The 22119-nt window shown below is 63.2% G+C and carries 22 protein-coding genes; 9 read left to right on the top strand and 13 right to left on the bottom strand.

The window, feature by feature from the left end:
* Nucleotides 1-20 precede the first annotated feature (20 nt).
* From AC07NV_RS19690 to AC07NV_RS19665, 6 genes are all read right to left on the bottom strand, one after another.
* Nucleotides 21-605, bottom strand: coding sequence for a histidine phosphatase family protein (locus tag AC07NV_RS19690; protein WP_495168091.1), 585 nt, complete (start codon nt 603-605; stop codon nt 21-23).
* A 118-nt stretch (nt 606-723) separates the two neighbouring features.
* A complete protein-coding gene (locus tag AC07NV_RS19685) occupies nt 724-1863 on the bottom strand; it encodes a zinc-binding dehydrogenase (protein ID WP_495168090.1) in 1140 nt (379 codons plus the stop codon).
* Nucleotides 1864-1941: 78 nt separating this feature from the next.
* A complete protein-coding gene (locus tag AC07NV_RS19680; protein ID WP_495168089.1) occupies nt 1942-2685 on the bottom strand; it encodes a 3'(2'),5'-bisphosphate nucleotidase CysQ in 744 nt (247 codons plus the stop codon).
* A gap of 1 nt (nt 2686) precedes the next feature.
* Complete coding sequence (gene cysN / locus AC07NV_RS19675) at nt 2687-4591, bottom strand: sulfate adenylyltransferase subunit CysN (protein ID WP_495168088.1); 1905 nt, start codon at nt 4589-4591, stop codon at nt 2687-2689.
* Complete coding sequence (gene cysD, locus AC07NV_RS19670) at nt 4591-5517, bottom strand: sulfate adenylyltransferase subunit CysD (RefSeq protein ID WP_495168087.1); 927 nt, start codon at nt 5515-5517, stop codon at nt 4591-4593. Before cysD ends, cysN begins: the two co-directional genes overlap by 1 nt.
* A 168-nt stretch (nt 5518-5685) precedes the next feature.
* Nucleotides 5686-6588 carry a LysR family transcriptional regulator gene (locus AC07NV_RS19665; protein ID WP_495168086.1) on the bottom strand — a complete coding sequence of 301 codons (903 nt, stop codon included), beginning with the start codon at nt 6586-6588 and terminating at the stop codon, nt 5686-5688.
* A gap of 102 nt (nt 6589-6690) precedes the next feature.
* Here AC07NV_RS19665 and AC07NV_RS19660 point away from each other — a divergent pair, with 102 nt between their 5' ends.
* The 4 genes from AC07NV_RS19660 to AC07NV_RS19645 are packed head-to-tail and all read left to right on the top strand — an operon-like array spanning nt 6691 to nt 8906.
* Entirely contained in the window at nt 6691-7860 is a 1170-nt protein-coding gene (locus AC07NV_RS19660; RefSeq protein ID WP_495168085.1) for an isovaleryl-CoA dehydrogenase, read from the top strand.
* The gene (locus AC07NV_RS19655; protein WP_495168084.1) at nt 7857-8207 is read left to right on the top strand and encodes a hypothetical protein; all 351 of its coding nucleotides are present in this window, start codon (nt 7857-7859) and stop codon (nt 8205-8207) included. The genes AC07NV_RS19660 and AC07NV_RS19655 overlap by 4 nt, the downstream gene beginning before the upstream one ends.
* A 1-nt stretch (nt 8208) precedes the next feature.
* Nucleotides 8209-8622 (top strand): VOC family protein, encoded by a 414-nt coding sequence (locus AC07NV_RS19650; RefSeq protein WP_495168083.1) that lies wholly within the window; start codon nt 8209-8211, stop codon nt 8620-8622.
* Entirely contained in the window at nt 8619-8906 is a 288-nt protein-coding gene (locus AC07NV_RS19645) for a hypothetical protein (protein ID WP_495168082.1), read from the top strand. The genes AC07NV_RS19650 and AC07NV_RS19645 overlap by 4 nt, the downstream gene beginning before the upstream one ends.
* A 20-nt stretch (nt 8907-8926) precedes the next feature.
* Here AC07NV_RS19645 and AC07NV_RS19640 read toward each other — a convergent pair whose 3' ends face one another.
* Complete coding sequence (locus tag AC07NV_RS19640; protein WP_495168081.1) at nt 8927-11008, bottom strand: M13 family metallopeptidase; 2082 nt, start codon at nt 11006-11008, stop codon at nt 8927-8929.
* A gap of 146 nt (nt 11009-11154) precedes the next feature.
* On the opposite strand from AC07NV_RS19640, the gene AC07NV_RS19635 reads away from it, so the two are divergent.
* Genes AC07NV_RS19635 through AC07NV_RS19615 form a run of 5 tightly spaced genes read left to right on the top strand, consistent with a single transcriptional unit; the run spans nt 11155 to nt 16214 of the window.
* Nucleotides 11155-12753, top strand: a complete 1599-nt coding sequence (locus AC07NV_RS19635; RefSeq protein ID WP_495168080.1) for a carboxyl transferase domain-containing protein — start codon at nt 11155-11157, stop codon at nt 12751-12753.
* Between the two features lie 5 nt (nt 12754-12758).
* Nucleotides 12759-13073, top strand: a complete 315-nt coding sequence (locus AC07NV_RS19630) for a DUF3088 family protein (protein WP_495168079.1) — start codon at nt 12759-12761, stop codon at nt 13071-13073.
* Nucleotides 13070-14911 carry an acetyl/propionyl/methylcrotonyl-CoA carboxylase subunit alpha gene (locus tag AC07NV_RS19625; RefSeq protein ID WP_495168078.1) on the top strand — a complete coding sequence of 614 codons (1842 nt, stop codon included), beginning with the start codon at nt 13070-13072 and terminating at the stop codon, nt 14909-14911. Before AC07NV_RS19630 ends, AC07NV_RS19625 begins: the two co-directional genes overlap by 4 nt.
* Nucleotides 14911-15363, top strand: a complete 453-nt coding sequence (locus tag AC07NV_RS19620) for a MaoC family dehydratase (RefSeq protein ID WP_495168077.1) — start codon at nt 14911-14913, stop codon at nt 15361-15363. The genes AC07NV_RS19625 and AC07NV_RS19620 overlap by 1 nt, the downstream gene beginning before the upstream one ends.
* The gene (locus AC07NV_RS19615) at nt 15363-16214 is read left to right on the top strand and encodes an HpcH/HpaI aldolase/citrate lyase family protein (protein ID WP_495168076.1); all 852 of its coding nucleotides are present in this window, start codon (nt 15363-15365) and stop codon (nt 16212-16214) included. Before AC07NV_RS19620 ends, AC07NV_RS19615 begins: the two co-directional genes overlap by 1 nt.
* Here the strand turns inward: AC07NV_RS19615 and AC07NV_RS19610 are convergent, their stop codons facing one another.
* The 6 genes from AC07NV_RS19610 to hisI form a co-directional block, all read right to left on the bottom strand.
* Entirely contained in the window at nt 16215-17249 is a 1035-nt protein-coding gene (locus AC07NV_RS19610; protein ID WP_495168075.1) for a TIR domain-containing protein, read from the bottom strand.
* Nucleotides 17250-17293: 44 nt separating this feature from the next.
* Nucleotides 17294-18793 carry a phospholipase D-like domain-containing protein gene (locus AC07NV_RS19605; RefSeq protein ID WP_495168074.1) on the bottom strand — a complete coding sequence of 500 codons (1500 nt, stop codon included), beginning with the start codon at nt 18791-18793 and terminating at the stop codon, nt 17294-17296.
* Between the two features lie 45 nt (nt 18794-18838).
* On the bottom strand, nt 18839-20641 hold the full coding sequence (locus AC07NV_RS19600; protein WP_495168073.1) for an acyl-CoA dehydrogenase C-terminal domain-containing protein: 1803 nt from the start codon (nt 20639-20641) through the stop codon (nt 18839-18841).
* 53 nt (nt 20642-20694) lie between these two features.
* A complete protein-coding gene (locus AC07NV_RS19595) occupies nt 20695-21126 on the bottom strand; it encodes a MerR family transcriptional regulator (RefSeq protein WP_252171840.1) in 432 nt (143 codons plus the stop codon).
* Between the two features lie 66 nt (nt 21127-21192).
* Nucleotides 21193-21735, bottom strand: coding sequence for a hypothetical protein (locus AC07NV_RS19590; RefSeq protein WP_495168072.1), 543 nt, complete (start codon nt 21733-21735; stop codon nt 21193-21195).
* The gene (gene hisI, locus AC07NV_RS19585; protein WP_495168071.1) at nt 21719-22099 is read right to left on the bottom strand and encodes a phosphoribosyl-AMP cyclohydrolase; all 381 of its coding nucleotides are present in this window, start codon (nt 22097-22099) and stop codon (nt 21719-21721) included. Before hisI ends, AC07NV_RS19590 begins: the two co-directional genes overlap by 17 nt.
* Between the last annotated feature and the right edge of the window lie 20 nt (nt 22100-22119).

Here is a 22119-nt window from a genome sequence, read left to right as displayed (position 1 = left end):
CCTTCATCGTGGCGATGCCCTCAGCTCAGGCGAATGGGCTCAACCCGCCCATGGGCCAATCGCCAGACGACGTCCTGCGGAACGGGCAAAGCGAGGGCCTCATCCTTAGCCAGCCCAAGATAGGCTCCGCGAATGAGGCGCCCTGTCAATCCATGCGAGACGGCAAGTATGACGCCGTGCAAGCTATCCAGCCATCGGATCACGCGCGCCATGGCGGCGTCGTAGCTTTCCCCGTCGGGTGATCGGAAAAACCAGTCGAACGGGGTCGTTCCGTCTAATCTGCCGGGCCATCGGGCGTCGATGTCTCTATGGGTAAGACCGTCCCACGATCCCACCGAAACCTCGGCGATCAGAGGCTCCCACCGGGGCTCCGGAAATTGTCCAAAGCTTTGGATAATCGCTGTGGTTTCGCGCACCCGGCCCAACGGACTTGCGACCAGCGCATCGATCCCGGGCGCGACTGCGGCAAGATGCCTTCCATATGCAGCGGCCTGTTCCGTCCCCTTTTCCGTCAAGCGAGAGTCGAGCTTTCCCTGGAAGCGGCCAGCGGCATTCCACTCGGTTTCGCCATGCCGAGCCAGATAGATTTCTTTTTGTGACGACATAGCCACGAACGCCTTCAACTTGTGGTTCTCCGGAAAAAGCCGGGGCGCAAATCCTCGATCGCGGGCCTTGGCTGGCCACACCCTGGACCCCGGCTTTCGCCGGGGCACAGTCCGGCAATCAGCCGTGCGGCTTGATCAGATATTTTTCGCCCGTCCGCTTCGCATTATAGGCCTGCGCCGTATCGATGTTCAACGCATCGGTCAGCGAGACTTCATGGCTGTAGTGGCTCTTGAAGGTCGTCGTCAGTTCGTCGACGACGCGTTTGCGCATCCGGCCGACCGTCTCCATGCCCGCCTTCGCCATGAAGGGAGTGAGCAGAAAGCCCGAGAGCGACCAGGTCAGTCCGAAACTGCGCGCCGAGAAGGTCGTCGGCGACAGGTCAAGCGCGCCATAGATATAGACTTGCTTGAAGGTGTCCGAACCATAGCGGCTGTATGTCATCATCCGCTTCACCGCCGCGGCTTCCATCGCGGTGAGCACCTGCCCCGCAAGCTTGCCGCCGCCGGTCGCGTCGAAGCCCAATGTCGCGCCGGTTTCGACGATCGCGTCGACCAGCCGCTCCATGAAATCATCGGCGCTGCTGTTGACGATATATTGCGCGCCGATGCCCTTCAAAATCTCGACCTGCGCGTCGCTGCGCACGATGTTGACGAGCGGGATGCCGTCCTTGGCGCAAATCTTGACGAGCATCTGGCCGAGGTTCGACGCCGCCGCGGTATGGACGATCGCGCTATGCCCTTCGGCCTTCATCGTTTCGGTGAAGGCGAGGCTGGTCAGCGGGTTGACGAAGCAGGACGCGCCATCGGCGGGATCGGTGCCGTCGGGAAGCGCCATGGTCATCTGGACGGGAAGGCAGCGATATTCGGCATACATTTCGCCGCCCAGCAGTGCGACGGTCTTGCCGAGCAGCGCCTGCGCTTCGGGCGAATCGCCTGCCGCAACGACCGTGCCACAGCCTTCATTGCCGATCGCCAGCGCATCGCCGATACGCCCGCCCATCGCGCGCATGCCCGCGGGCGGCACGTCGGCGGTGATCAGCGGCAGACCGTCCCTCGTCGAAGCGCGCGCGGTCGACATATCGGCGCCGCCGAACAGCAGCCCGAGGTCCGACGGATTGATCGGCGACGCGAGCACCTTCACCAGCACTTCGTGCGGCTTCGGCGTCGGCAACGGCCGGCGTTCGAGCGACACTTCGAGCTGCCCTTCGGGCTTCACGAGCGTCAGCATGGTGAGGTTGGTTTCAGGCAAATCGGTCATCGCGCATCTCCCGTCGCATTTCGGTTTCTTGATGCAACGGATTAGGACGCAGCTGCGCCACTGGCAATGCCCTGCCCGTCAGCCCGGCGAATATTCCGCGGCGAAGCGCAGCACGTCACCGGCCAGCTCCTTCCGGCAGATCAGCAGATCGGGAAGATAGGTGTCCGGATTATTATAACGGATCGGCGCCCCGTCGACCCGGCTGACGTGCAGTCCCGCCGCTTGGGCAACCGCAACCGGGGCACAATTGTCCCACTCATACTGGCCACCCGTATGGAGATAGATATCGGCCTCGCCGCGCACGACCGCCATCGCCTTCGCGCCCGCCGAGCCCATCGGAAGCAGTTCGGCGCCGATCCGTTCGGCAACATACACGGCCTCTGCGGCAGGACGCGTGCGGCTGACGAGCATCTTGAGCGGACTGTTCGCGGGCTGGAGCGGCAGCGGCGCAGCCGAGGTCAGCGTCATGCCAAGCCCCGGCAGCGCGACCGCGCCAACCGTCGCCACGCCATCCACGGCAAGCGCGACATGCACCGCCCAGTCATCGCGGCCCTCGCCATATTCGCGGGTGCCGTCGAGCGGGTCGACGATCCAGACTCGGCTCTCTCCGCAGCGCACCCGATTGTCCTTCTCTTCTTCGGACAACAGCGCATCGCCCGGCCGCGCGGTCCGGATCTCGCGGCACAGCAAGGCGTTGGCAGCCGCGTCTCCAGCCGGCCCCAGCGCCTTGCCTTCGAAACCACCCTGCCCGCGCAGCTCGAGCAGGATGGCGCCCGCGGCATTCGCGAGCCTTTCGGCGAGTTCGGCGTCGGTCTCGGTCATATTATCCCAGCAAGCGGTCGATGATGAGGTCCGCCGCTTCTTCGGGGGTCATCGTGGTGGTGTCGATGCGAATTTCGGGCGTCTCGGGCGCCTCATAGGGGCTGTCGATGCCGGTGAAATTCTTGAGCTGCCCCGCGCGCGCCTTTTTGTAGAGCCCCTTGACGTCGCGGCGCTCCGCCTCCGCCAGCGGGGTGTCGATAAAGACCTCGATAAACTCGCCCTCGGGCAGCATCGAGCGCACCATGTCGCGTTCGACCCGGAACGGCGAGATGAAGGCGGTGATGACGATCAGCCCGGCGTCGGTCATCAGCTTGGCGACTTCGCCGACGCGGCGGATATTCTCGATCCGGTCGGCCTCGGTAAAGCCGAGGTCGCGGTTGAGGCCGTGGCGGACATTGTCGCCGTCGAGCAGGAAGCTGTGCCGGTTCATCCGGTGCAGGCGTTTCTCGACGAGGTTGGCGATCGTCGATTTGCCCGAACCCGACAGGCCCGTGAACCAGAGCAGCGCGGGTTTCTGGTTCTTGAGATTTGCGCGCATGTCGCGGCTGATGTCGCTTGCCTGCCAATGGACATTCTGCGCGCGGCGCAGGCTGAAGTGCAGCATGCCCGCGGCGACCGTCGCGTTGGTGAGCTTGTCGATCAGGATGAAGCCGCCCAGCGTGCGATTGTCGGAATAAGCTTCGAAGACGATCGGCTTGTCGGTCGACAGCTCGACGACGCCGATGCCGTTGAGTTCGAGCGTCTTCGCCGCAAGATGATCGAGCGTGTTGACGTTGATCTCGTACTTCGGCGGCTGGATCGTCGCCGAAACGCTCTGGGTCGCGAGCTTCAGCCAATAGGCGCGGCCCGCGATCATCGCCTCGTCGGCCATCCAGACGAGCGTTGCTTCGAACTGGTCGGCGGCCTCGGGCGGATTGTCCGCTGCCGCGATGACATCGCCGCGCGAGCAGTCGACTTCGTCGGAAAGTGTCAGCGTCACCGACTGCCCCGCAACGGCTTCGTCGAGGTCGCCGCCCAGGGTAACTATCCGATCTACCGTCGTTATTTTGCCGCTGGGCAGGATGCGTACCGCGTCCCCCGGCTTGACCGAACCACCCGATATTTGCCCCGAAAACCCTCTAAAGTCGAGGTTCGGACGATTAACCCATTGAACAGGAAGGCGAAATTCTGAATTTACATCACGCTGCGCGGCAACTTCGACACCTTCCAGATGCTCGATCAACGCCGGTCCCTTGAACCAGGGCGTATTGTCCGACAGCGCGGTGATATTATCGCCCTTGAACCCCGAAATCGGGATCGCGGTGAAATTGGTGATACCGATCTCGCTCGCGAACGCACGATATGCCAGCGTGATGCGGTCGAACACCGCCTTGTCATAGCCGACAAGGTCCATCTTGTTCACCGCGAGCACGATATGCTTGATGCCGATGAGGTGCGCGAGAAAGCTGTGGCGGCGCGTCTGCGTGAGCACGCCCTTGCGCGCGTCGATCAGGATCACGGCGAGGTCGGCGGTCGAGGCACCGGTGACCATGTTGCGCGTATATTGTTCATGCCCGGGCGTGTCGGCGACGATGAACTTGCGCTTCTCGGTCGTGAAAAAACGGTAGGCGACGTCGATCGTGATCCCCTGCTCGCGCTCGGCGGCAAGGCCGTCGACGAGCAGCGCAAAGTCGATCTCCTGGCCCTGCGTCCCCACGCGCTTGCTGTCGGCCTCGAGCGCGGCGAGCTGATCCTCGAAGATCATCTTGCTGTCGTAAAGCAGCCGCCCGATCAGCGTCGACTTACCGTCGTCGACCGACCCGCAAGTGATGAAGCGGAGCAGAGATTTTTGCTGATGCTGCTCGAGATAAGCGTCGATATCCTCGGCGATCAGCGCGTCGGTGACGTAAACAGGATCGGTGGTCATCAGAAATACCCCTCCTGCTTTTTCTTCTCCATGCTGGCGTCGCCGCCATCCTTGTCGATGATCCGCCCCTGTCGTTCGCTGGTGGTGGTGAGGAGCATTTCCTGAATCACTTCGCTGAGCGTCTTAGCCTCGCTCTCCACGGCGCCGGTGAGCGGGTAGCAACCGAGGGTACGAAAGCGCACCGAACGCAGGGCCGGCGTCTCGCCGGGCAGCAAGGGGAAGCGGTCGTCGTCGACCATCAGCAGCAGGCCATCGCGTTCGACGGTCGGGCGCGGCGCCGCGAAATAGAGCGGCACGATCGGGATATTTTCGCGCGCGATATATTGCCAGATGTCGAGCTCGGTCCAGTTCGAGATCGGAAAGACGCGGATGCTCTCGCCCTTTGCCTTGCGGGCGTTGTAGAGATTCCACAGTTCCGGCCGCTGCTTCTTCGGGTCCCAGCCGTGCGTCGCGGTGCGGAAGGAGAAGATACGTTCTTTCGCGCGGCTCTTTTCCTCGTCGCGGCGTGCGCCGCCGAAAGCGACGTCGAAGCCGTGAAGGTCGAGCGCCTGCTTCAGCCCTTCGGTCTTCCACATGTCGGTGTGCAAGGGACCGTGATCGAACGGGTTGATCCCGCGCTCCTTCGCCTCGGGGTTCTGATAGACGAGCAGTTCCATGCCGCTCTCGCGCGCCATGCGGTCGCGCAACTCGTACATGGCCTTGAACTTCCACGTCGTGTCGACGTGGAGCAGCGGGAACGGCGGCGGCGAGGGATAGAAGGCCTTGCGCGCGAGATGCAGCATCACCGCGCTGTCCTTGCCCACGCTGTAGAGCATCACCGGCTTGACCGCGTCGGCCATCACTTCGCGCATGATATGGATGCTCTCGGCCTCGAGCCGGTCGAGATGGGTCAGCTCCAGTGATTTTGTCTGTAACTCAGACGACAACAAACTCGCCTCCTCGCGCTTCCGCCGTGGAACAGCGGAATAGGACATTTTTTATCAAGTTATACGTCCAAACGGACGGGACAACGGAGGTCGCCGTAACCCTGCGTCATGCGAGGGGGCAAACATTATGGCCTTTCGACGCTGCAAGCCAGACTTGGGGAGTGCGGATCATGCGGCGGTATCGACCTTCGCCTGACGCCACTCGGCGGCAATCGCCGCGATCGTTTTCAGGGTGTGGAGCAGCCGCGATTCAACCTCGGGCAATACGCTCCAGGCCGGATCGAGGATCAACCCCAGCTCGCGGCGAAAATCATAGCCCGCAACCTTCAGCGGAACGATGCCGTCAATCGCGAGCGACACCGGCGCGGTGGTAATGCCGATCCCGGCGGCAACCATGCGCAGGCAGCGCTCGTCGCTCTCGCTGCGCAGCGCGAAACGCGGGCGGACCCCATGCCGGGTGAAGAAGCGGCTTGTTGCATCGAGGAATTCGCACGACCGGCGCGCGATCATCGTCTCGGCCGCGAGTTCCTCTGGACCGACCTCGATCCGTCCGGCGAGCGGATGATCGGAGGCGATGAACATCGCGAGCGGCTCTTCATAGAGCGGCACCACATGGCTGCCCCGCTCGCCCGAACGCAGCGGGACAAGCGCCATATTGATACGCCCGCTGCCGAGCGCGGCGCGCAGTTCGGAGTCGGTGTTTTCGATCAGTTCGATGGCGAAGCCCGGTCGCAGCGCAGCAGCGATTGCCTGCAGCAATTCACCCGGCGCCGAGCGGATGACCCCCAGCTTGAGTTCGGTTGCTTGGCCGGAGCCCGCGCGGCCGAAACTGTCGGCCGCCCGAAAGCCGCGGTCGAGATCGCGTGCGATAGGAAGGAAGCGCCCTCCCGCCTCGGTCAGCCGGATCTGCCGGCGATTGCGGATGAAGAGCGGCGTGCCAACCAGCTTTTCGAGTTCGGCTATACCGGTCGACAGCGCAGGCTGGGTGACGCGAATACGCAGCGCCGCCTGTGTAAAGCTGCCGGCGTCGACAGCCGCAAGGAACTGGCGGATATGGGCGCGCTTAATCATAAATTTTCCTTATGCCAAAGATCGTTTCATTTCAATTTCCATATGATCGAAATTTGAGGCACTATCGCGCCTTGTCCTGCCACCTTGATCGATAGGTAATCCATGCGCGCCACCCCCGATTTCGATTTCGCGCTCGGCGAAACCGCCGACATGATCCGCGACACGACCGCCCGGTTCGCCGACGAACAGATCACACCGCTCGCCGCCAAGGCCGACGCCGAAGACTGGTTCCCGCGCGACGAACTGTGGACGCAAATGGGCGACCTCGGCCTGCACGGCATCACCGTCGAGGAAGAGTTTGGCGGGCTTGGGCTCGGCTATCTCGAACATGTGATCGCGGTCGAGGAAGTCAGCCGCGCTTCGGGTGCGATCGGCCTCTCCTACGGCGCGCACTCCAACCTGTGCGTCAACCAGATCCGCCGTTGGGGCAATGCCGAGCAGAAAGCGAAATACCTCCCCAAGCTGATCAGCGGCGAGCATGTCGGCAGCCTTGCGATGTCCGAGGCCGGCGCAGGCAGCGACGTCGTGTCGATGAAGCTGAAGGCCGAGAAAAAGGGCAGCGGATATCTGCTCAACGGCACCAAATTCTGGATCACCAACGCGACGCACGCCGACACGCTGGTCGTCTATGCCAAGACAAGCCCCGAAGCGGGATCGCGCGGTATCACCGCGTTCCTGATCGAAAAGGACATGCCGGGGTTCAGCATCGGGCAAAAGATCGACAAGGTCGGCATGCGCGGCTCGCCGACCGCCGAACTCGTCTTCACCGATTGCGAAGTCTCCGAAGAGCAGGTGATGGGGCCACAGAACGGCGGCGTCGGCGTGCTGATGTCGGGGCTCGACTATGAGCGCGTCGTGCTCGCCGGGCTTCAGCTTGGCATTATGCAAGCGTGCCTCGACACGGTCATTCCGTACGTCCGCGACCGCAAGCAGTTCGGCAAACCGATCGGATCGTTCCAGCTGATGCAGGCGAAGGTCGCCGACATGTATGTCGCGCTCCAGTCGGCGCGCTCCTACGTCTATAATGTTGCCAAGGCCTGCGATGCGGGACAGACGACGCGCTTCGACGCCGCGGGCTGCATATTGCTCGCCAGCGAAAGCGCCGTGAAGGTTGCGGGCGAAGCCATCCAGGCGCTGGGCGGTGCAGGCTATACGAAGGACTGGCCGGTCGAACGCTATTGGCGTGACGCCAAGTTGCTCGACATCGGGGCGGGGACGAACGAAATTCGCCGCATGCTGATCGGCCGCGAACTGATCGGCGCCGGCGCGTGATCTGGCTCTGGCTGTCGGCCGCCTTCATGGCGACGACAGCCGTTGTTCACGGCTTTCTGGGCGAGCGGCGGCTGATCGGGCCGCTGCTGACCCTCGACCAAGGTGTCCTGGGCGTCGATCTGGCGCGCAAAGTGTTTCGTCTGGCGTGGCATGCGCTGTCCCTGTTGATGCTGGTTTCGGCGGCGTCGGTTGTCTGGCCGGGCACGCCGCGAGACCTCATCCTGTTGATCGGCGCGGCCTGGACCGCGACCGGGCTGTTCGATGCAATTTACACGCGCGGACGCCACATCGGCTGGCCCTTCTTGACCGCCTCGGGCATCTTCGCCCTGATCGGCGCGTTGGCATAACGTGCGTGGGCTGGCCCATCATATCGACCTGACGGTCACCGACAAGGAACGCTCGCGCCTCTTCTATGACGCTGTGCTCGGCTTCCTCGGTTATCGGCGCTCGGCCGATTATGATCATGGCAGCGACTGGGACCGTGCGGGCGAACCCTTTCATTCGATCGGAATCGTCGAATCGCTCGGCGCGGGTGCGGAGCGCATCCACGACCGCACTTCACCCGGACTGCACCATCTCGCGTGGACGGCCGAAAGCCGCGAGGATGTCGATCGCCTCCACGAACTTCTGGTCCGGACGGGCACGACGATCCTCGACGCGCCCGCCGATTATCCGCTTTTTGATCCGACCTACTACGCCGTCTTCTTTGCCGATCCCGACGGGCTGAAGCTCGAATTCGTCTTCGGCGCGACGGGCAAATGAGCGACACTTTGCTCACCATCCTGCAATATTATGGCGCGGGGGCGGCGACGCTTGCGGCGCTCGTCGTATCGCTGAACCTTGGCCGGCGCTGGACCGGCTGGGCGTTTGTCGTCTTTGTGACGAGCAGCGCCGCGCTGATCGGCTGGGGGTTCCTGCAACCCGACAGCGAAGGCATCGGGTGGCAGAATATCGCGCTGCTGATCATCAACGCGATCGGCGTCTATCGCTATCTGATCCTCAAGGAAAAGCCCGGCGCACAGCCCGGCAAGGGCGAGGCCGATTGATGCCCCGCCCTTCCCTTACATCATCCCCAAACGCGCACCCGCTTGTCGGGCGCGAGGTACAGCTTGTCGGTCGGCTGGACGTTGAACGCCTTGTACCAGGCGTCGAGGTTTCGCACCGTCAGCGCGCGGTACATGCCCGGGGCATGCCCATCGGTCGCGACGCGCGCGCGCAGCGCCTCGGCACGCATCTTGGTCGCCCAGGTCTGCGCAAACGCAATGAAGAAGCGCTGATCGCCGGTAAAGCCGTCGATCACCGGGGCTTCCTTGCCCCCCAGCGAAGCGCGATACGCGTCATACGCGGCCTGAAGCCCCGCAACGTCGGCGATATTCTCGCCGAGCGTCAGCTTGCCGTTGACCGCAAGATCGGGGAACGGCTTGTAGGTGTCGAACTGCGCCGCGAGTGCAGCGCCCGACGCATTGAACTTCGCCAGATCCGCCTGGGTCCACCAGTTGCGCAGCGCGCCGGTGGAGTCGAACGCTGCGCCATTGTTGTCGAAGCTGTGGCTGATCTCGTGGCCGATGACCGCACCGACCGCACCATAGTTGAACGCGGGGTCGGCCTTGGCGTTGAAGAAGGGCGGCTGCAGGATCGCGGCGGGGAAGTTCAGCGCGTTCTGCACCGGCAGATTCACGGCGTTGACGGTCTGCGGGACCATCCACCATTCGCCCTTGTCCATCGGCTTGCCGATCTTGGCGAGCTGGTGTGCATATTCGGCTTTCTGCCCCGCAACCTCGTTTGCATAGGCATCGGCGCCGACCGTATAGCTGCCATAGTCGCGCCACGTGTCGGGATAGCCGACACCAACCGCAATCGTTTCGACCTTCTTTATCGCCTCTTTCTTGGTTTCGGGCGCCATCCAATCGATCGTACCGACGCGGGTGGCGAAGGCGGTCTTGATGTTCTTCACCATATCGCCGACTTCGGCCTTCGCCGAAGCGGGGAAATATTTGTCGGCATAGGCCTTGCCGACAGCGTCGCCGAGATAGATGTCGAGCGAATCGAGCGCGCGCTTCTCGCGGCTGCGCTGCTGCGGCGTGCCCTTCAACGTCGTGTCGAAAAAGGCGAAATGGGCGCTGTCGATCGTGCTAGGCAGCACATCGGCGTGGCTGTTGATCTGGTGAAAGACCAGCCAGTCTTTCCACGCGTCGAGCGGCTCGGATGCGACCAGCGCCGACAGGCCGGTGATCGCACCGGCATGATAGGCGCCGAACTTCGTCGCGCCATCGAGCTTGGCGGCCGCAAGGAAAGCGGGCCAGTCGATGCCGGGCGCTTTCTTCGCGAAATCGGCGTTCGTCCAGACGTCCGCCGATTTGGTGAAATCCTCGCTCTGTTCACGCGTCGCGTGCGCCTTCGCGATCTTGACCTCGAGGTCATAGATGCGCCTCGCCTTCGCCGCCGTGTCGGGCTGACCGGCGGCGGTCAGCAGCTTGGCGATATAGGCCTGATAGGCCGTCCGGATGGTCGCCATCTTCGGGTCGGCCGACAGATAATATTCGCGCTCGGGCATGCCGAGGCCGCCCTGGAGCAGATAGGGGATCACGTCGCCGGGCGTCGCGAGGCCCTGCGTCACGAAAACGCCGAAGAGGTTCTCGGTCTGGAAGTTGGTCGCGTTGAGCGGGTCGACGTCGGCGCGGAGCTGTTCTCCCAGTATCTTCGACAGACCGGCCTTGTCGGTAATCGCCGCAAAGCGCGCGAGGTCGGCGGCGATGGGCTTCAGACCCGCAGCGTCGATCGCCTTCGTGTCGGTGTAGGCCTTGTAGAAAGCGGCGATGCGGCCTTCGTTGGTGTCGGCTGCGGCACCGCCCTTGACGATCGCATCGATCAGTTCGCGGTTGCGCTTTTCGGTCTCGAGCTGCGCGACGTAAAACGCGCCGATCGACGAGCGGTCGGCGGGGATCGGCGTCGTCTTGTCCCAATTGCCGTTGGCGTAGGCATAGAAGTCATCCCCGGGCTTCGCCGCGGTGTCCATCGCCGCCTTGCTGATGCCAAGGTCGGTGCCCACCGTGTACGTTGCCGCGGCCTTCTCGCCCTTCGAACAGGCGACAGGTCCCGCGACGATCGCGGCGGTGGACAGAAGAACAGCGAAGACAGCTTTTTTCATGGGAACGACCTTGTTTTTGCGAGGGCAAGCAGAAAGCGTAGACCTGTGACAAAGCGGTTTCAACGCCAACCATTTTCGGCCTGCTGCGCTTTTCAATCGACGAGCGACGGGTTAGTTCCAGATCGACTTCCAGGAGATATTATACAGTGAGCGCACCGGTTCTTGGCACCAGCATCAACGTGGACAGCGACGAATATCGCACGCGTACGGCGCATAATCGCGCGCTGACCGACGCGCTGCGGGCGCACGTCGCCGACGCAGCGCTCGGCGGCAACGAGAAGTCGCGCGAGCGCCATACGAGCCGCGGCAAATTGCTGCCGCGCGAGCGCGTCGAGCGGCTGCTCGACCCCGGCTCGCCTTTCCTCGAAATCGGCCAATTGGCCGCGAACGACCTGTATGACGGCGAAGTGCCGGGCGCAGGGTTGATCTGCGGCATCGGACAGGTGTCGGGGCGCCAGTGCATGATCGTCTGCAACGACGCGACGGTGAAGGGCGGCACCTATTATCCGATGACCGTCAAGAAGCATCTGCGCGCGCAGGAGATCGCAGAGGCGAACCGCCTGCCGTGCATCTATCTCGTCGACAGCGGCGGCGCGAACCTGCCGCATCAGGACCAGGTGTTCCCCGACCGCGACCATTTCGGGCGCATCTTCTTTAATCAGGCCAACATGTCGGCGAAGCGTATCCCGCAGATCGCGTGCGTGATGGGAAGCTGCACTGCGGGCGGGGCTTACGTTCCCGCGATGTCCGACGAGACGGTGATCGTGCGCAACCAGGGCACGATCTTCCTCGCCGGCCCGCCGCTGGTGAAGGCGGCGACCGGCGAAGAAATCAGCGCCGAGGATCTCGGCGGCGGCGATCTTCACGCGAAGAAGTCGGGGGTCGTCGACCATCTCGCCGAGAATGACGAGCACGCGCTGACGATCGTGCGCGACATCGTCAGCCATCTGGGCGCGGACAGGGGCTTTGAGGTTCCGATGAAGGACCCGCGCCCGCCAAAATATGACGGCGAAGAGCTGTATGGCGTCGTCCCCAACGACGTCCGCGCGCCCTATGATGTGCACGAAGTGATCGCCCGCATCGTCGACGCCAGCGAGTTTCACGAGTTCAAAGCGAACTACGGCAGCACGCTGGTGTGCGGCTTCGCGCATATTTGGGGCATCCCGGTCGCAATCCTCGCAAACAACGGCGTGCTGTTCAGCGAGAGCGCGGTCAAAGGCGCGCATTTCATCGAGCTCGCGCAGCAGCGGCGCATCCCCCTGCTCTTCCTGCAAAACATCAGCGGCTTCATGGTCGGCGGCAAATATGAAGCCGAGGGCATCGCCAAACATGGCGCGAAGCTGGTCACCGCGGTCGCGACCGCAACGGTGCCAAAGATCACCGTGCTGATCGGCGGCAGCTTCGGCGCGGGCAATTACGGCATGTGCGGGCGCGCTTATTCCCCGCGCTTCCTGTTCAGCTGGCCGAACAGCCGGATCAGCGTGATGGGGGGCGAACAGGCCGCGTCGGTGCTCGCGACAGTCCACCGCGACGCCGACAAATGGACGCCAGAGGAAGCCGAAGCTTTCAAGGCGCCGATCCGCCAAAAATATGAGGATGAGGGCAATCCCTATCATGCGACTGCGCGCCTGTGGGACGATGGCATCATCGATCCCGCGCAGACGCGCGATGTGCTCGGACTGGCATTTTCCGCAACGCTGAACGCCCCGGTCGAGGACCGCGGCTTCGGCGTGTTCCGGATGTGACGGCGATGAGCGACGCACCCGACCGCCTGTTCATCCTCGATCGCGAGTTCGACGATCCCGCTTTTCCTGGGGCGACCTTCTATTGCCGCGATTGCATCCTGATCGAAGGCCTGCTCGCAATGTTTCCCGATCGCACCACCAACCTCGAGGTGATCCGCGTTCCCTGGCCGCGCCCGCGCCCGCTTGTGGTCGATGCAATCGGCGAGGCGAACCAGAATCTTCCCGCTCTTGTTTTTTCCGATGGCGGTTTCGTGAACGAGATCAAGCTGCTGCTTGAAACGCTTCACACCCGCCACGGCTTTCCGGAACCCCACCCATGATCCACTCTCTCCTCATCGCCAATCGCGGCGAAATCGCCTGCCGCATCATCCGCACCGCGCGCGAGATGGGCATCCGCACCATTGCCGTCTATTCGGACGCCGACGCCAAAGCGCTGCACGTCCGTGAGGCCGACGAGGCGGTGCATATCGGCCCCTCGCCGGCACGCGAATCCTACCTCATTGGCGACAAGATCATCGCTGCGGCGAAGGCGACCGGCGCCGAGGCTATTCATCCGGGCTATGGCTTCCTGTCCGAGAATGCCGAGTTCGCGCAGGCGGTGGCCGATGCCGGGCTCGTGTGGGTCGGCCCGAAGCCGTCGTCGATCACCGCGATGGGGCTGAAGGACGCCGCGAAGAAATTGATGGCCGAAGCGGGCGTACCGGTGACGCCCGGCTATATGGGCGAGAATCAGGATCCGGCCTTTCTCGCCGAACAGGCGGCTGAAATCGGCTATCCGGTGCTGATCAAGGCGGTCGCCGGCGGCGGCGGCAAGGGGATGCGCAAGGTCGATGCCGCGGCCGATTTCATCGACGCGCTTGCGTCGTGCCAGCGCGAAGCGGCGGCCTCGTTCGGCAACGACCATGTGCTGATCGAGAAATATATCCTGACCCCGCGCCATATCGAGGTGCAGGTGTTCGGCGATACCCACGGCAATGTCGTCCACCTGTTCGAGCGCGACTGCTCACTCCAGCGCCGCCACCAGAAGGTGATCGAGGAAGCCCCCGCCCCCGGCATGGACGAGGCGACGCGCGCCGACCTCTGCGCCGCCGCGGTGCGCGCGGCGAAGGCGGTCGACTATGTCGGCGCGGGGACGATCGAGTTTATCGCCGACGCCTCGGAAGGCCTTCGCGCCGATCGCATCTGGTTTATGGAAATGAATACCCGGCTGCAGGTCGAGCACCCGGTGACCGAGGAAATCACCGGCGTCGACCTCGTCGAATGGCAGCTGCGCGTTGCGTCGGGCGAAGCGATCCCGCTGGCGCAGGACCAGTTGGCGATCAACGGCTGGGCGATGGAAGCGCGGCTTTACGCCGAAGATCCAGCCAAGGGCTTCCTCCCCTCGATCGGCACCCTCGAATTGTTCCAGCTTCCCGAGCATATCGGCCGCGTCGACACCGGCGTCTATGAAGGCGCGGAGGTCTCACCCTTCTATGACCCGATGATCGCGAAGGTCATCGCCTGGGGCGAGGACCGCGAGGAAGCGCGCGAATTGCTGTCGGAGATGCTCGAGGACAGCGCGATCTGGCCGGTGAAGACCAATTCGGCCTTCCTGATCAATGCGCTCGATCATCCCGATTTCGTCTCCGGCACCGTCGATACCGGGCTGATCGGCCGCGACGGCGACGCGATGACCGCCGAACCGGTCCCGACAAGCCAGGCGCTCACCAATGCCGCGATGGCGCTGGTACCGCGGGCCTTGCAGGCGGGCTTCCGCCTCAACGCACCCGATGTGCGCACCGCTCCCTTTCTGCTCGACGGCAAGCGCGTCGAGGTCGAATTGCATGGCCCCGGCGCCGAACAGCCCGCCCCCGCGATGCTCGTCGCCGAGGCGGGTTCGGTCTGGCAACTGGCGCCATGGCGTGCCCAAGGCAGCGCCGGCGCAGCCGCGAGCGACGGCGCGATCCTGTCACCGATGCCCGGCAAGGTTATCGCAGTCGAAGTCTCGGCAGGCGACAAGGTAATCAAGGGGCAAAAGCTGCTGACGCTGGAGGCCATGAAGATGGAGCACAGCTTGACCGCACCGTTCGACGGTGTGGTCGCCGAACTCAACGCGGCCGCAGGCGCGCAGGTTCAGGTCGAGGCGCTGCTTGTACGGATTGAAAAGGAAGACGCATAATGGCCGGCAAATATTTCGACGAGTGGCAGATCGGCGAAACGCTGACCCACGATATCCGCCGCACCGTGACCGAGACCGACAATCTCCTCTTCACGGTGATGACGCATAACCCGCAGCCTTTGCACCTCGACATCGAGGCGGCGAAGGCGTCGGAATTCGGCCAGATCCTCGTCAACGGCACCTTTACCTTCAGCCTGATGGTCGGGCTGTCGGTCGGCGACACGACATTGGGCACGCTCGTCGCCAATCTCGGTTATGACAAGCTCGTGATGCCGAAGCCGGTATTCATCGGCGATACGCTGCGTGCGGAGAGCGAAGTGATCGGCCTCAAGGACTCGAAATCGCGGCCGAACGCCGGGATTGTGACCTTCCTCCACCGCTGCATCAACCAGCGCGATGAACTTGTTTGCCAGTGCGAGCGTTCTGCCCTTGTCCAGCGGAAGGCCAGCTAATGCGACTTCGTTCTCTCCTCTTCGTCCCCGGCGACCGCCCCGAGCGTTTTGCCAAGGCCGCCGCGTCGGGCGCCGACGCGATCATCCTCGATCTCGAGGATTCGGTATCGCTCACGAACAAGGATGCGGCGCGCCATGCGATTGCCGATTACCTTGTGGGCGAGCGCGAGGTTGTGACCATCGTGCGCGTCAATCCGCTCGACGGTCACCTGACCGCCGCCGACGTTGCCGCGATCATCGCGGCACGCCCCGATGCGATTATGCTGCCCAAGGCCGAGGGCGCACCGAGCATTGCGCAACTCGACACGATCCTGCGCAGCGAATCGGCGCGCGACGCCTCACTCCCGCCGATCCTGCCGATCGCGACCGAAACCCCCGCGGCGATCTTCACATTGGGAAGCTACCGCGAGACGAAGGATCGCCTGCTCGGCCTGACGTGGGGGGCGGAGGACCTGCCCGCCGCGATCGGCGCGACGACCAGCCGGCATGACGACGGCAGCTACACCTCACCGTATGAAGTTGCGCGCGCGCTCACGCTGTTTGCCGCGCACGGCGCGGGCGTCGCAGCGATCGACACCGTATTCCCGGCGATCAAGGATGAAGCGGGCCTCGCGGCCTATGCAGCGCGGGCGCGGCGCGACGGCTTTACCGGTATGATGGCCATCCATCCATCGCAGGTCGAACCGATCAATGCCGCCTTTACCCCCACGGCCGACGAGACGGCGCGCGCGCAGGCGATCGTCGATGCCTTTGCCGCCAATCCGGGCGTCGGGGTGCTGCAAGTCGATGGCAAGATGGTCGATGCGCCGCACCTTAAGCAGGCGAAGCATATTCTCGCACTGTCCGACTGATCATCCGCAGGCGGGACCGCGCAGCCAGCGCTGTGTTTCGTGGCTGCGGAAGCGGACCATGCCCTGGCTCGATTGCATGGTGACGAGATTGTCGAACTCCATGCTGGTGCGGGTGTAGGTGCCCCGCATTGTTATCTGCAAATTGGCATTCGCGTCGTCCCCCGCGGGTTTGCAGTTGAGGTAGCCGCTGATCCTGCCACCGTTCATCTTGAACGCGCCGATCGTGCATTTTGCTTCATGGTCCGGATCGAAAAGTAAAACGTCGGGCTTCGCCGCGACTTTGGGAGCGATGCAATCTTCAGGATCGGGGTCGGTTTCCAGCACTTGCTTGAACTGCGCCACATACTCGGGTGCCATTTCGGGGAACAGGATTTCAACGACTTCGCGTTTACTCGTCCAGATGCCGGGTTCGATGGGATTGTCGGCGACCGCTGCGCCCGGGTCTCCCGATGCAGTACCGCGGCTTTGCCACCAGATACCGCCGCCGATCAAGCCAGCGAGCGCGACGCCGCCCGCAATGACCATCCACAAACGGTTGCGGCGTGGCACAGCAACGGTCGGTATTTGCCGCGCGGTCGTGCCGGGTGACACCGCAGGCGCGCCGCCCGTCGTCATCGCTGCGACGATCCGGTCGACCGCCTGCTCCTCACCCGCGAACCAGTCGATCCACTGATAATCCTTGAGCCAGTATGCGAGCCCCTGCGCGCGCACATCCTCCAGCCGCACCGGCAGGATGATCTTGTTGTTGTCCTCGCCCAGCATCAGTTCGCGCTTCACATGGCGCGACTGGTCCGATTGCGGGCAAAATAACAGGACAATGGCATCGGAGCGGTCGATCTGATCGACGATCGACTGATCGAACGCCGTGCCGGCCGCAATATCGTCGGGGGCGAGCCAGCCGTCGATGCCGCGCGCCGCGAGCAGGCGTTTCAGACGACGCGCCGTTTCAACCTGCGAACTGTGATGGCTGATGAAAGCCGAAAGCCGCTTTGTCTCGGCGGGCGTGGGTGCAGCATCCGACATCGTGGTCATCATATGAGCATGACCCGCGACCGCAAGTGACTAAGCGCACACGCCAATCAGGATGTTTTGTGCCGGAAAGGCCGGTGCCGTTTCATCCAGTTGCGGCCACGGTGCCAGCTCTTCCTGAGACCACGTTCGGTGAGGCTTTCGAACATGGCGTCGGGACTGGTCGGGTCGAGCACCTCATTGTTGGCGATGAATTCGTCCAACGGGCCCGGCGGCACAAGGTCGAGCAGTTCGAGCGAGCGGCCCTTGCCGCGCAGCGCCTCGATCGTTTCGATCAATGAGCCGGTGTCCTTGAACGTCGCCGCCACTGCGTCTTCCTTCACATCGAGATGTTCGGCGATGAGCGATTCCCGAAGGCGCGCAATCACCGGTTCGACACCATGATTCGCCGGAAGCGCGGCGTCGATCGTCACGTCGCATTCGCTGTCGAGCCCCATCGAGCGGTTGTTCATATTGGCCGATCCGACCCGCATCATGCGATCGTCGACGATCGCGGTCTTGGCGTGCACATAGATTGGCTCGCCGCGCTTCGTACGCGGATAATAGACTTTCAGGCGGTCGCCATGCTTCGACTTCGCAATCGCGCGCACCAGTTGCACGCGCGCGGCGTCCATCGCCATCTGCTCGAGCCAACCATCGGCGGTTTTGGGCATCACCATCACGAACTCGGGCGGATCTTCCTCGCTCAGGCGCGCGGCAATCGCGGCAGCAATCTTGCCGCAGGTGAAATATTGATTTTCGAAATAGATGAACCGCTCCGCCGCCGCGATCATGTCGAGATAGAGCTGCTCGATCTCGCGGACTTCCTCGACATTCTCATATTCGGCGCGGGTTCGCGAAATCGCGACATCGACATCCTCGAAATCGGGTTCGAGATCATCGGGCCAATTCTCGCCCTCGCCTTCCAGATCGCGCAGCGGTTTTTTTGTCGCGCGCTTCCAGCGTTCATTACCGAGATCGGCGAGTGCGTTTCCCACTGGCCCGGCGAGGATCATCGTCGAATCATGCCACGGCATATAGGCTTTGCCATCGGGCGCGGTGCGGTGCGGATCGCCATCCTTGTGATCGCGCGTGTCCCAGCGCCGCGATCCGACATCGATGCCGCCGCAGATCGCCAGATGATCGTCGAACACCGCAACTTTCTGGTGATGACTGCACCCGACGGGATGCGCGCTGTCGAGGCGGAAGCTGATCGAGCGCGTCAATTTCCAGCGCGCGACCATCGACAGGATCCGCGGCATCGCAAACTGTTTCAGCCCGCCGAAATTCCAACGCAATATGTCGATGTCGCGATCGGGCTTGTCCTTCGCGAGGCGGAGCAGATAGTCGCCAAGCGGCTCGCCCTTGCCCTGCTTGTCGGGTTTCAACGCAATGCGCGGGTCGAAATCCCATCCGATCAGCAGGATGCGCTGCTTCGCGTCGGCCATCAATCGTTCGAGCAGCGCATAATAGTCGGCGGCATCGACGATCATTCGCGCCTTGTCGGCGCGCTCGATCCGCCAGCAATTGCGGCCTTCGACGACGATTGGTTTCAGGTCGCGCTTGCTCATCGCCGCCGACACGCATGACGGCGGCGATGGTTGCAGGGACGCGGATCAGGCGGCGACAAACTGGTCCGGCGTCAGCGCCATCATCGCTTCGCTGCCCGCCTCGATCTTGCGGCGCAGCGACCCGGCGTCCGGCAAGAACCGTTCGCCGAAATAGCGTGCCGTCACCAGCTTGGCTTCGAGAAACGCCTTGTTCCCGCGCCCCTCTGCGAGCGCCTTTTGCGCGGCTTCAGCCATCATCAGCCACATCGATCCCAATGCAACGTTCCCGAGTATATGCATATAATGATGCGCGCCGGCGCCGATATTGTTGGGGTTCGCCATACCGTTTTGCATGAACCACATCGTCGCCGCCTTGAGCTCGCCATTGGCTTTTTCGAGGCGCGTGGCGAAGTCGGCGAGCGCTTCGTTGCCCTTGGCGCGGCCGCATTCGTCGTCGATGATCGCGAAGAAGGCCTGGATCGCGCGACCGCCATTCTGCGCAAGCTTGCGGCCAACGAGATCCATCGCCTGCACGCCATTCGCGCCTTCGTAGATCATCGTGATGCGGGCATCGCGGACATATTGCGACATGCCCTGTTCCTCGATGTAGCCGTGGCCGCCGAAGACCTGCTGCGCGTTGGTCGCGACCTCATAGCCCTTGTCGGTGCCATAGCCTTTGATCACCGGCGTCAGCAGGCTGACGAGATCGTCGGCACGCTGGCGCTCTTCCTCGCTCTCGGCGGCATGCGCAAGATCGACCTGCAGCGCCCCCCAGGTGCAGAGGGCGCGCAATCCTTCGACCGTCGCCTTGCCGTCCATCAGCATACGGCGAACGTCGGGGTGGACGAACAGCGGATCGGCCTTTTCCTGCGGATCCTTGGGACCGGTGAGCGCGCGGCCTTGGCGACGGTCCTGCGCATATTGGACGGCGTTCTGATAGGCGACGTCGGCCTGCCCCAGCCCCTGAATGCCGACGCCAAGGCGCGCGGCGTTCATCATCACGAACATCGCGGCGAGACCCTTATTTTCCTCGCCGACCATCCAGCCCTTTGCGCCGTCATAGTTCATGACGCAGGTCGAGTTGGCGTGAATACCCATCTTATGCTCGATCGAGCCGCACGAAAGCGTGTTGCGATCGCCGAGCGAGCCGTCGTCGTTGACGATGAACTTGGGCACGATGAAGAGCGAGATACCCTTCACGCTGTCGGGCGCGTCGGGGGTCTTTGCCAGCACGAGGTGGATGATATTCTCGGTGAGGTCATGCTCGCCCGACGAGATGAAGATCTTGGTCCCCGTGACGTCATAGCTGCCATCGCCGTTCGGCACCGCGCGGGTGCGGATAAGGCCAAGGTCGGTGCCGCAATGCGGCTCGGTCAGGTTCATCGTCCCGCCCCATTCGCCCGCAATCATTTTGGGGACATAGGTCGCCTTCTGCTCATCCGAGCCCTTGACGAGGATCGCGGCGGTCGCGCCCTGTGTCAGCCCCGGATACATGGCGAAGGCCTGGTTGGCGGCGTTACGATATTCCTCGACCGGGAAACCGATCACATGCGGCAGGCCCTGCCCGCCGAATTCCTCGGGCGCGGTGAGCAGGCCCCAGCCCGCGTCGCTATAAGCCTTATAGGCCTCCTTGAAACCTTTGGGCGTCGTCACCGATCCGTCATCGTGGCGCGTGCAGCCCTCGAGATCGCCCGACTGGTTGATCGGGAACAGGACCTCTTCGCAGAATTTGCCTGCTTCGGTCAGCACCGCTTCGATCATGTCGGGAGTTGCATTGGCGAAACCGGGCAGGTTCGCATAACGCTCGATCCCGAGGACGTCATTGAGCAGGAACAGCGTGTCTTGCACGGGCGCGCGATAGACGGGCATGAGAAATCCTTCTGAAAAGCAGGTAGCAATGTCACTCTTGCCTGGGGAGAGGCTCAGTCGACCTTTTGGCCGGCGTCGACTTTCTTCACCATATCGATGAACCGCGACAATTCCTCGACAGCACTATCGATATCGTCGCGCTGGCGCTGCAACAAGCCGATACGCTGCTCGCATTTCTCGATCGTGACCTGACGCTGCGTTTTGCGGCCGTCACCCACGTCGTAAAGGTCGATCATCTCGCGAATGTCGGCGAGGCTGAAACCCGTGCGCTTGGCGCGAAGGATCCACGCGAGCCGCGCACGGTCGCGTTTCGAGTAGATGCGCGACAATCCCTTGCGCGACGGGCTGATCAGCCCTTCATCCTCATAGAAACGCAGCGCGCGGGCGGTAACGCCGAACTCGGTCGACAAGTCGGTTATGCTGAATTGTTCACGCCCCAGATGGTCGGGGGTATCGATATGGGCGTGGCCATATTGTTCGGTCATGCAATTGAAACTAGTTTCCGTTGACGTGAACGTCAAGCCCGGCAAATCGGGACGTTCCGGGGAAGGTCAACCGCCGCAAGGACGCTGTATATTGCCCTGACGATCGGACATCCGCAAGCCCCCCGCATCGGTGGCCGACCAGCTCGCGCGCGGCAGTCGCAAACCCGAAAGCGAGGCGCGATCGGGGCACAGACGATCGCATTGCGACGGCAGGTTTCCGGGGATTCGAAGCTCATCCTCTTCTTCGTGCACCAGCGCTTCACAGCCCTCGACGCCTGCGAAGCGCATCCGCCAGTTCTCGCCTTCGCGAACCATCGTTCCGTTGGCGGTACAGGAAAGGCCGGGCCCAAAGGCCGCAGTGACGGCAAAACGCCATTTTCCGGCGCCATCGGGAACGACGCACATCGCATCGCGTCCCAGATCGTGCGCGCGCTCGAAAACGCCAACGGGCGTTGAGGTCTCCGCGCGGACGACGCCGCGCTGGCGGGCGGCAACCTCAAGCGGGTTGCTTGCTTCGACCCGCGAATCCCCTTCATCCGCAGCGGGCCGCCCGCATCCTGCGAGCAACAGCGCCACAAGGGCCGGAAAGACGCTAGCCTTGCGCATCATCCGCCAGGAAGGTCAGGCTGCCATCGGCCTCGACGCGGCGATAGAAGCATGAGCGGCGCCCGGTGTGACAGGCAGGCCCCGCAGGCTTGACACGCAGCAGCAGCGCGTCCTGATCGCAATCGACGCGCATCTCGACCAGCGTGAGACCATTGCCCGACGTCTCGCCCTTGCGCCACAATGTGCCCCGCGACCGCGACCAGAAATGCGCCTGCCCCGTCGCCCGGCTTTGCTCGATCGCTTCGGCGTTCATATGCGCAACCATCAGCAGGACATGCGTTTCGGCATCGGTAACGATTGCGGTCACCAGCCCTGCGGCATCGAAACGTGGGAGAAATCGGTCGGTCGTGTCGCGCTGATCATCCATAAACCGCGCTTTAGAGCAGG

Source organism: Sphingopyxis sp. GW821-FHT10B01, from assembly GCF_059415685.1.
This window is presented reverse-complemented; position numbering and strand designations above follow the sequence as displayed.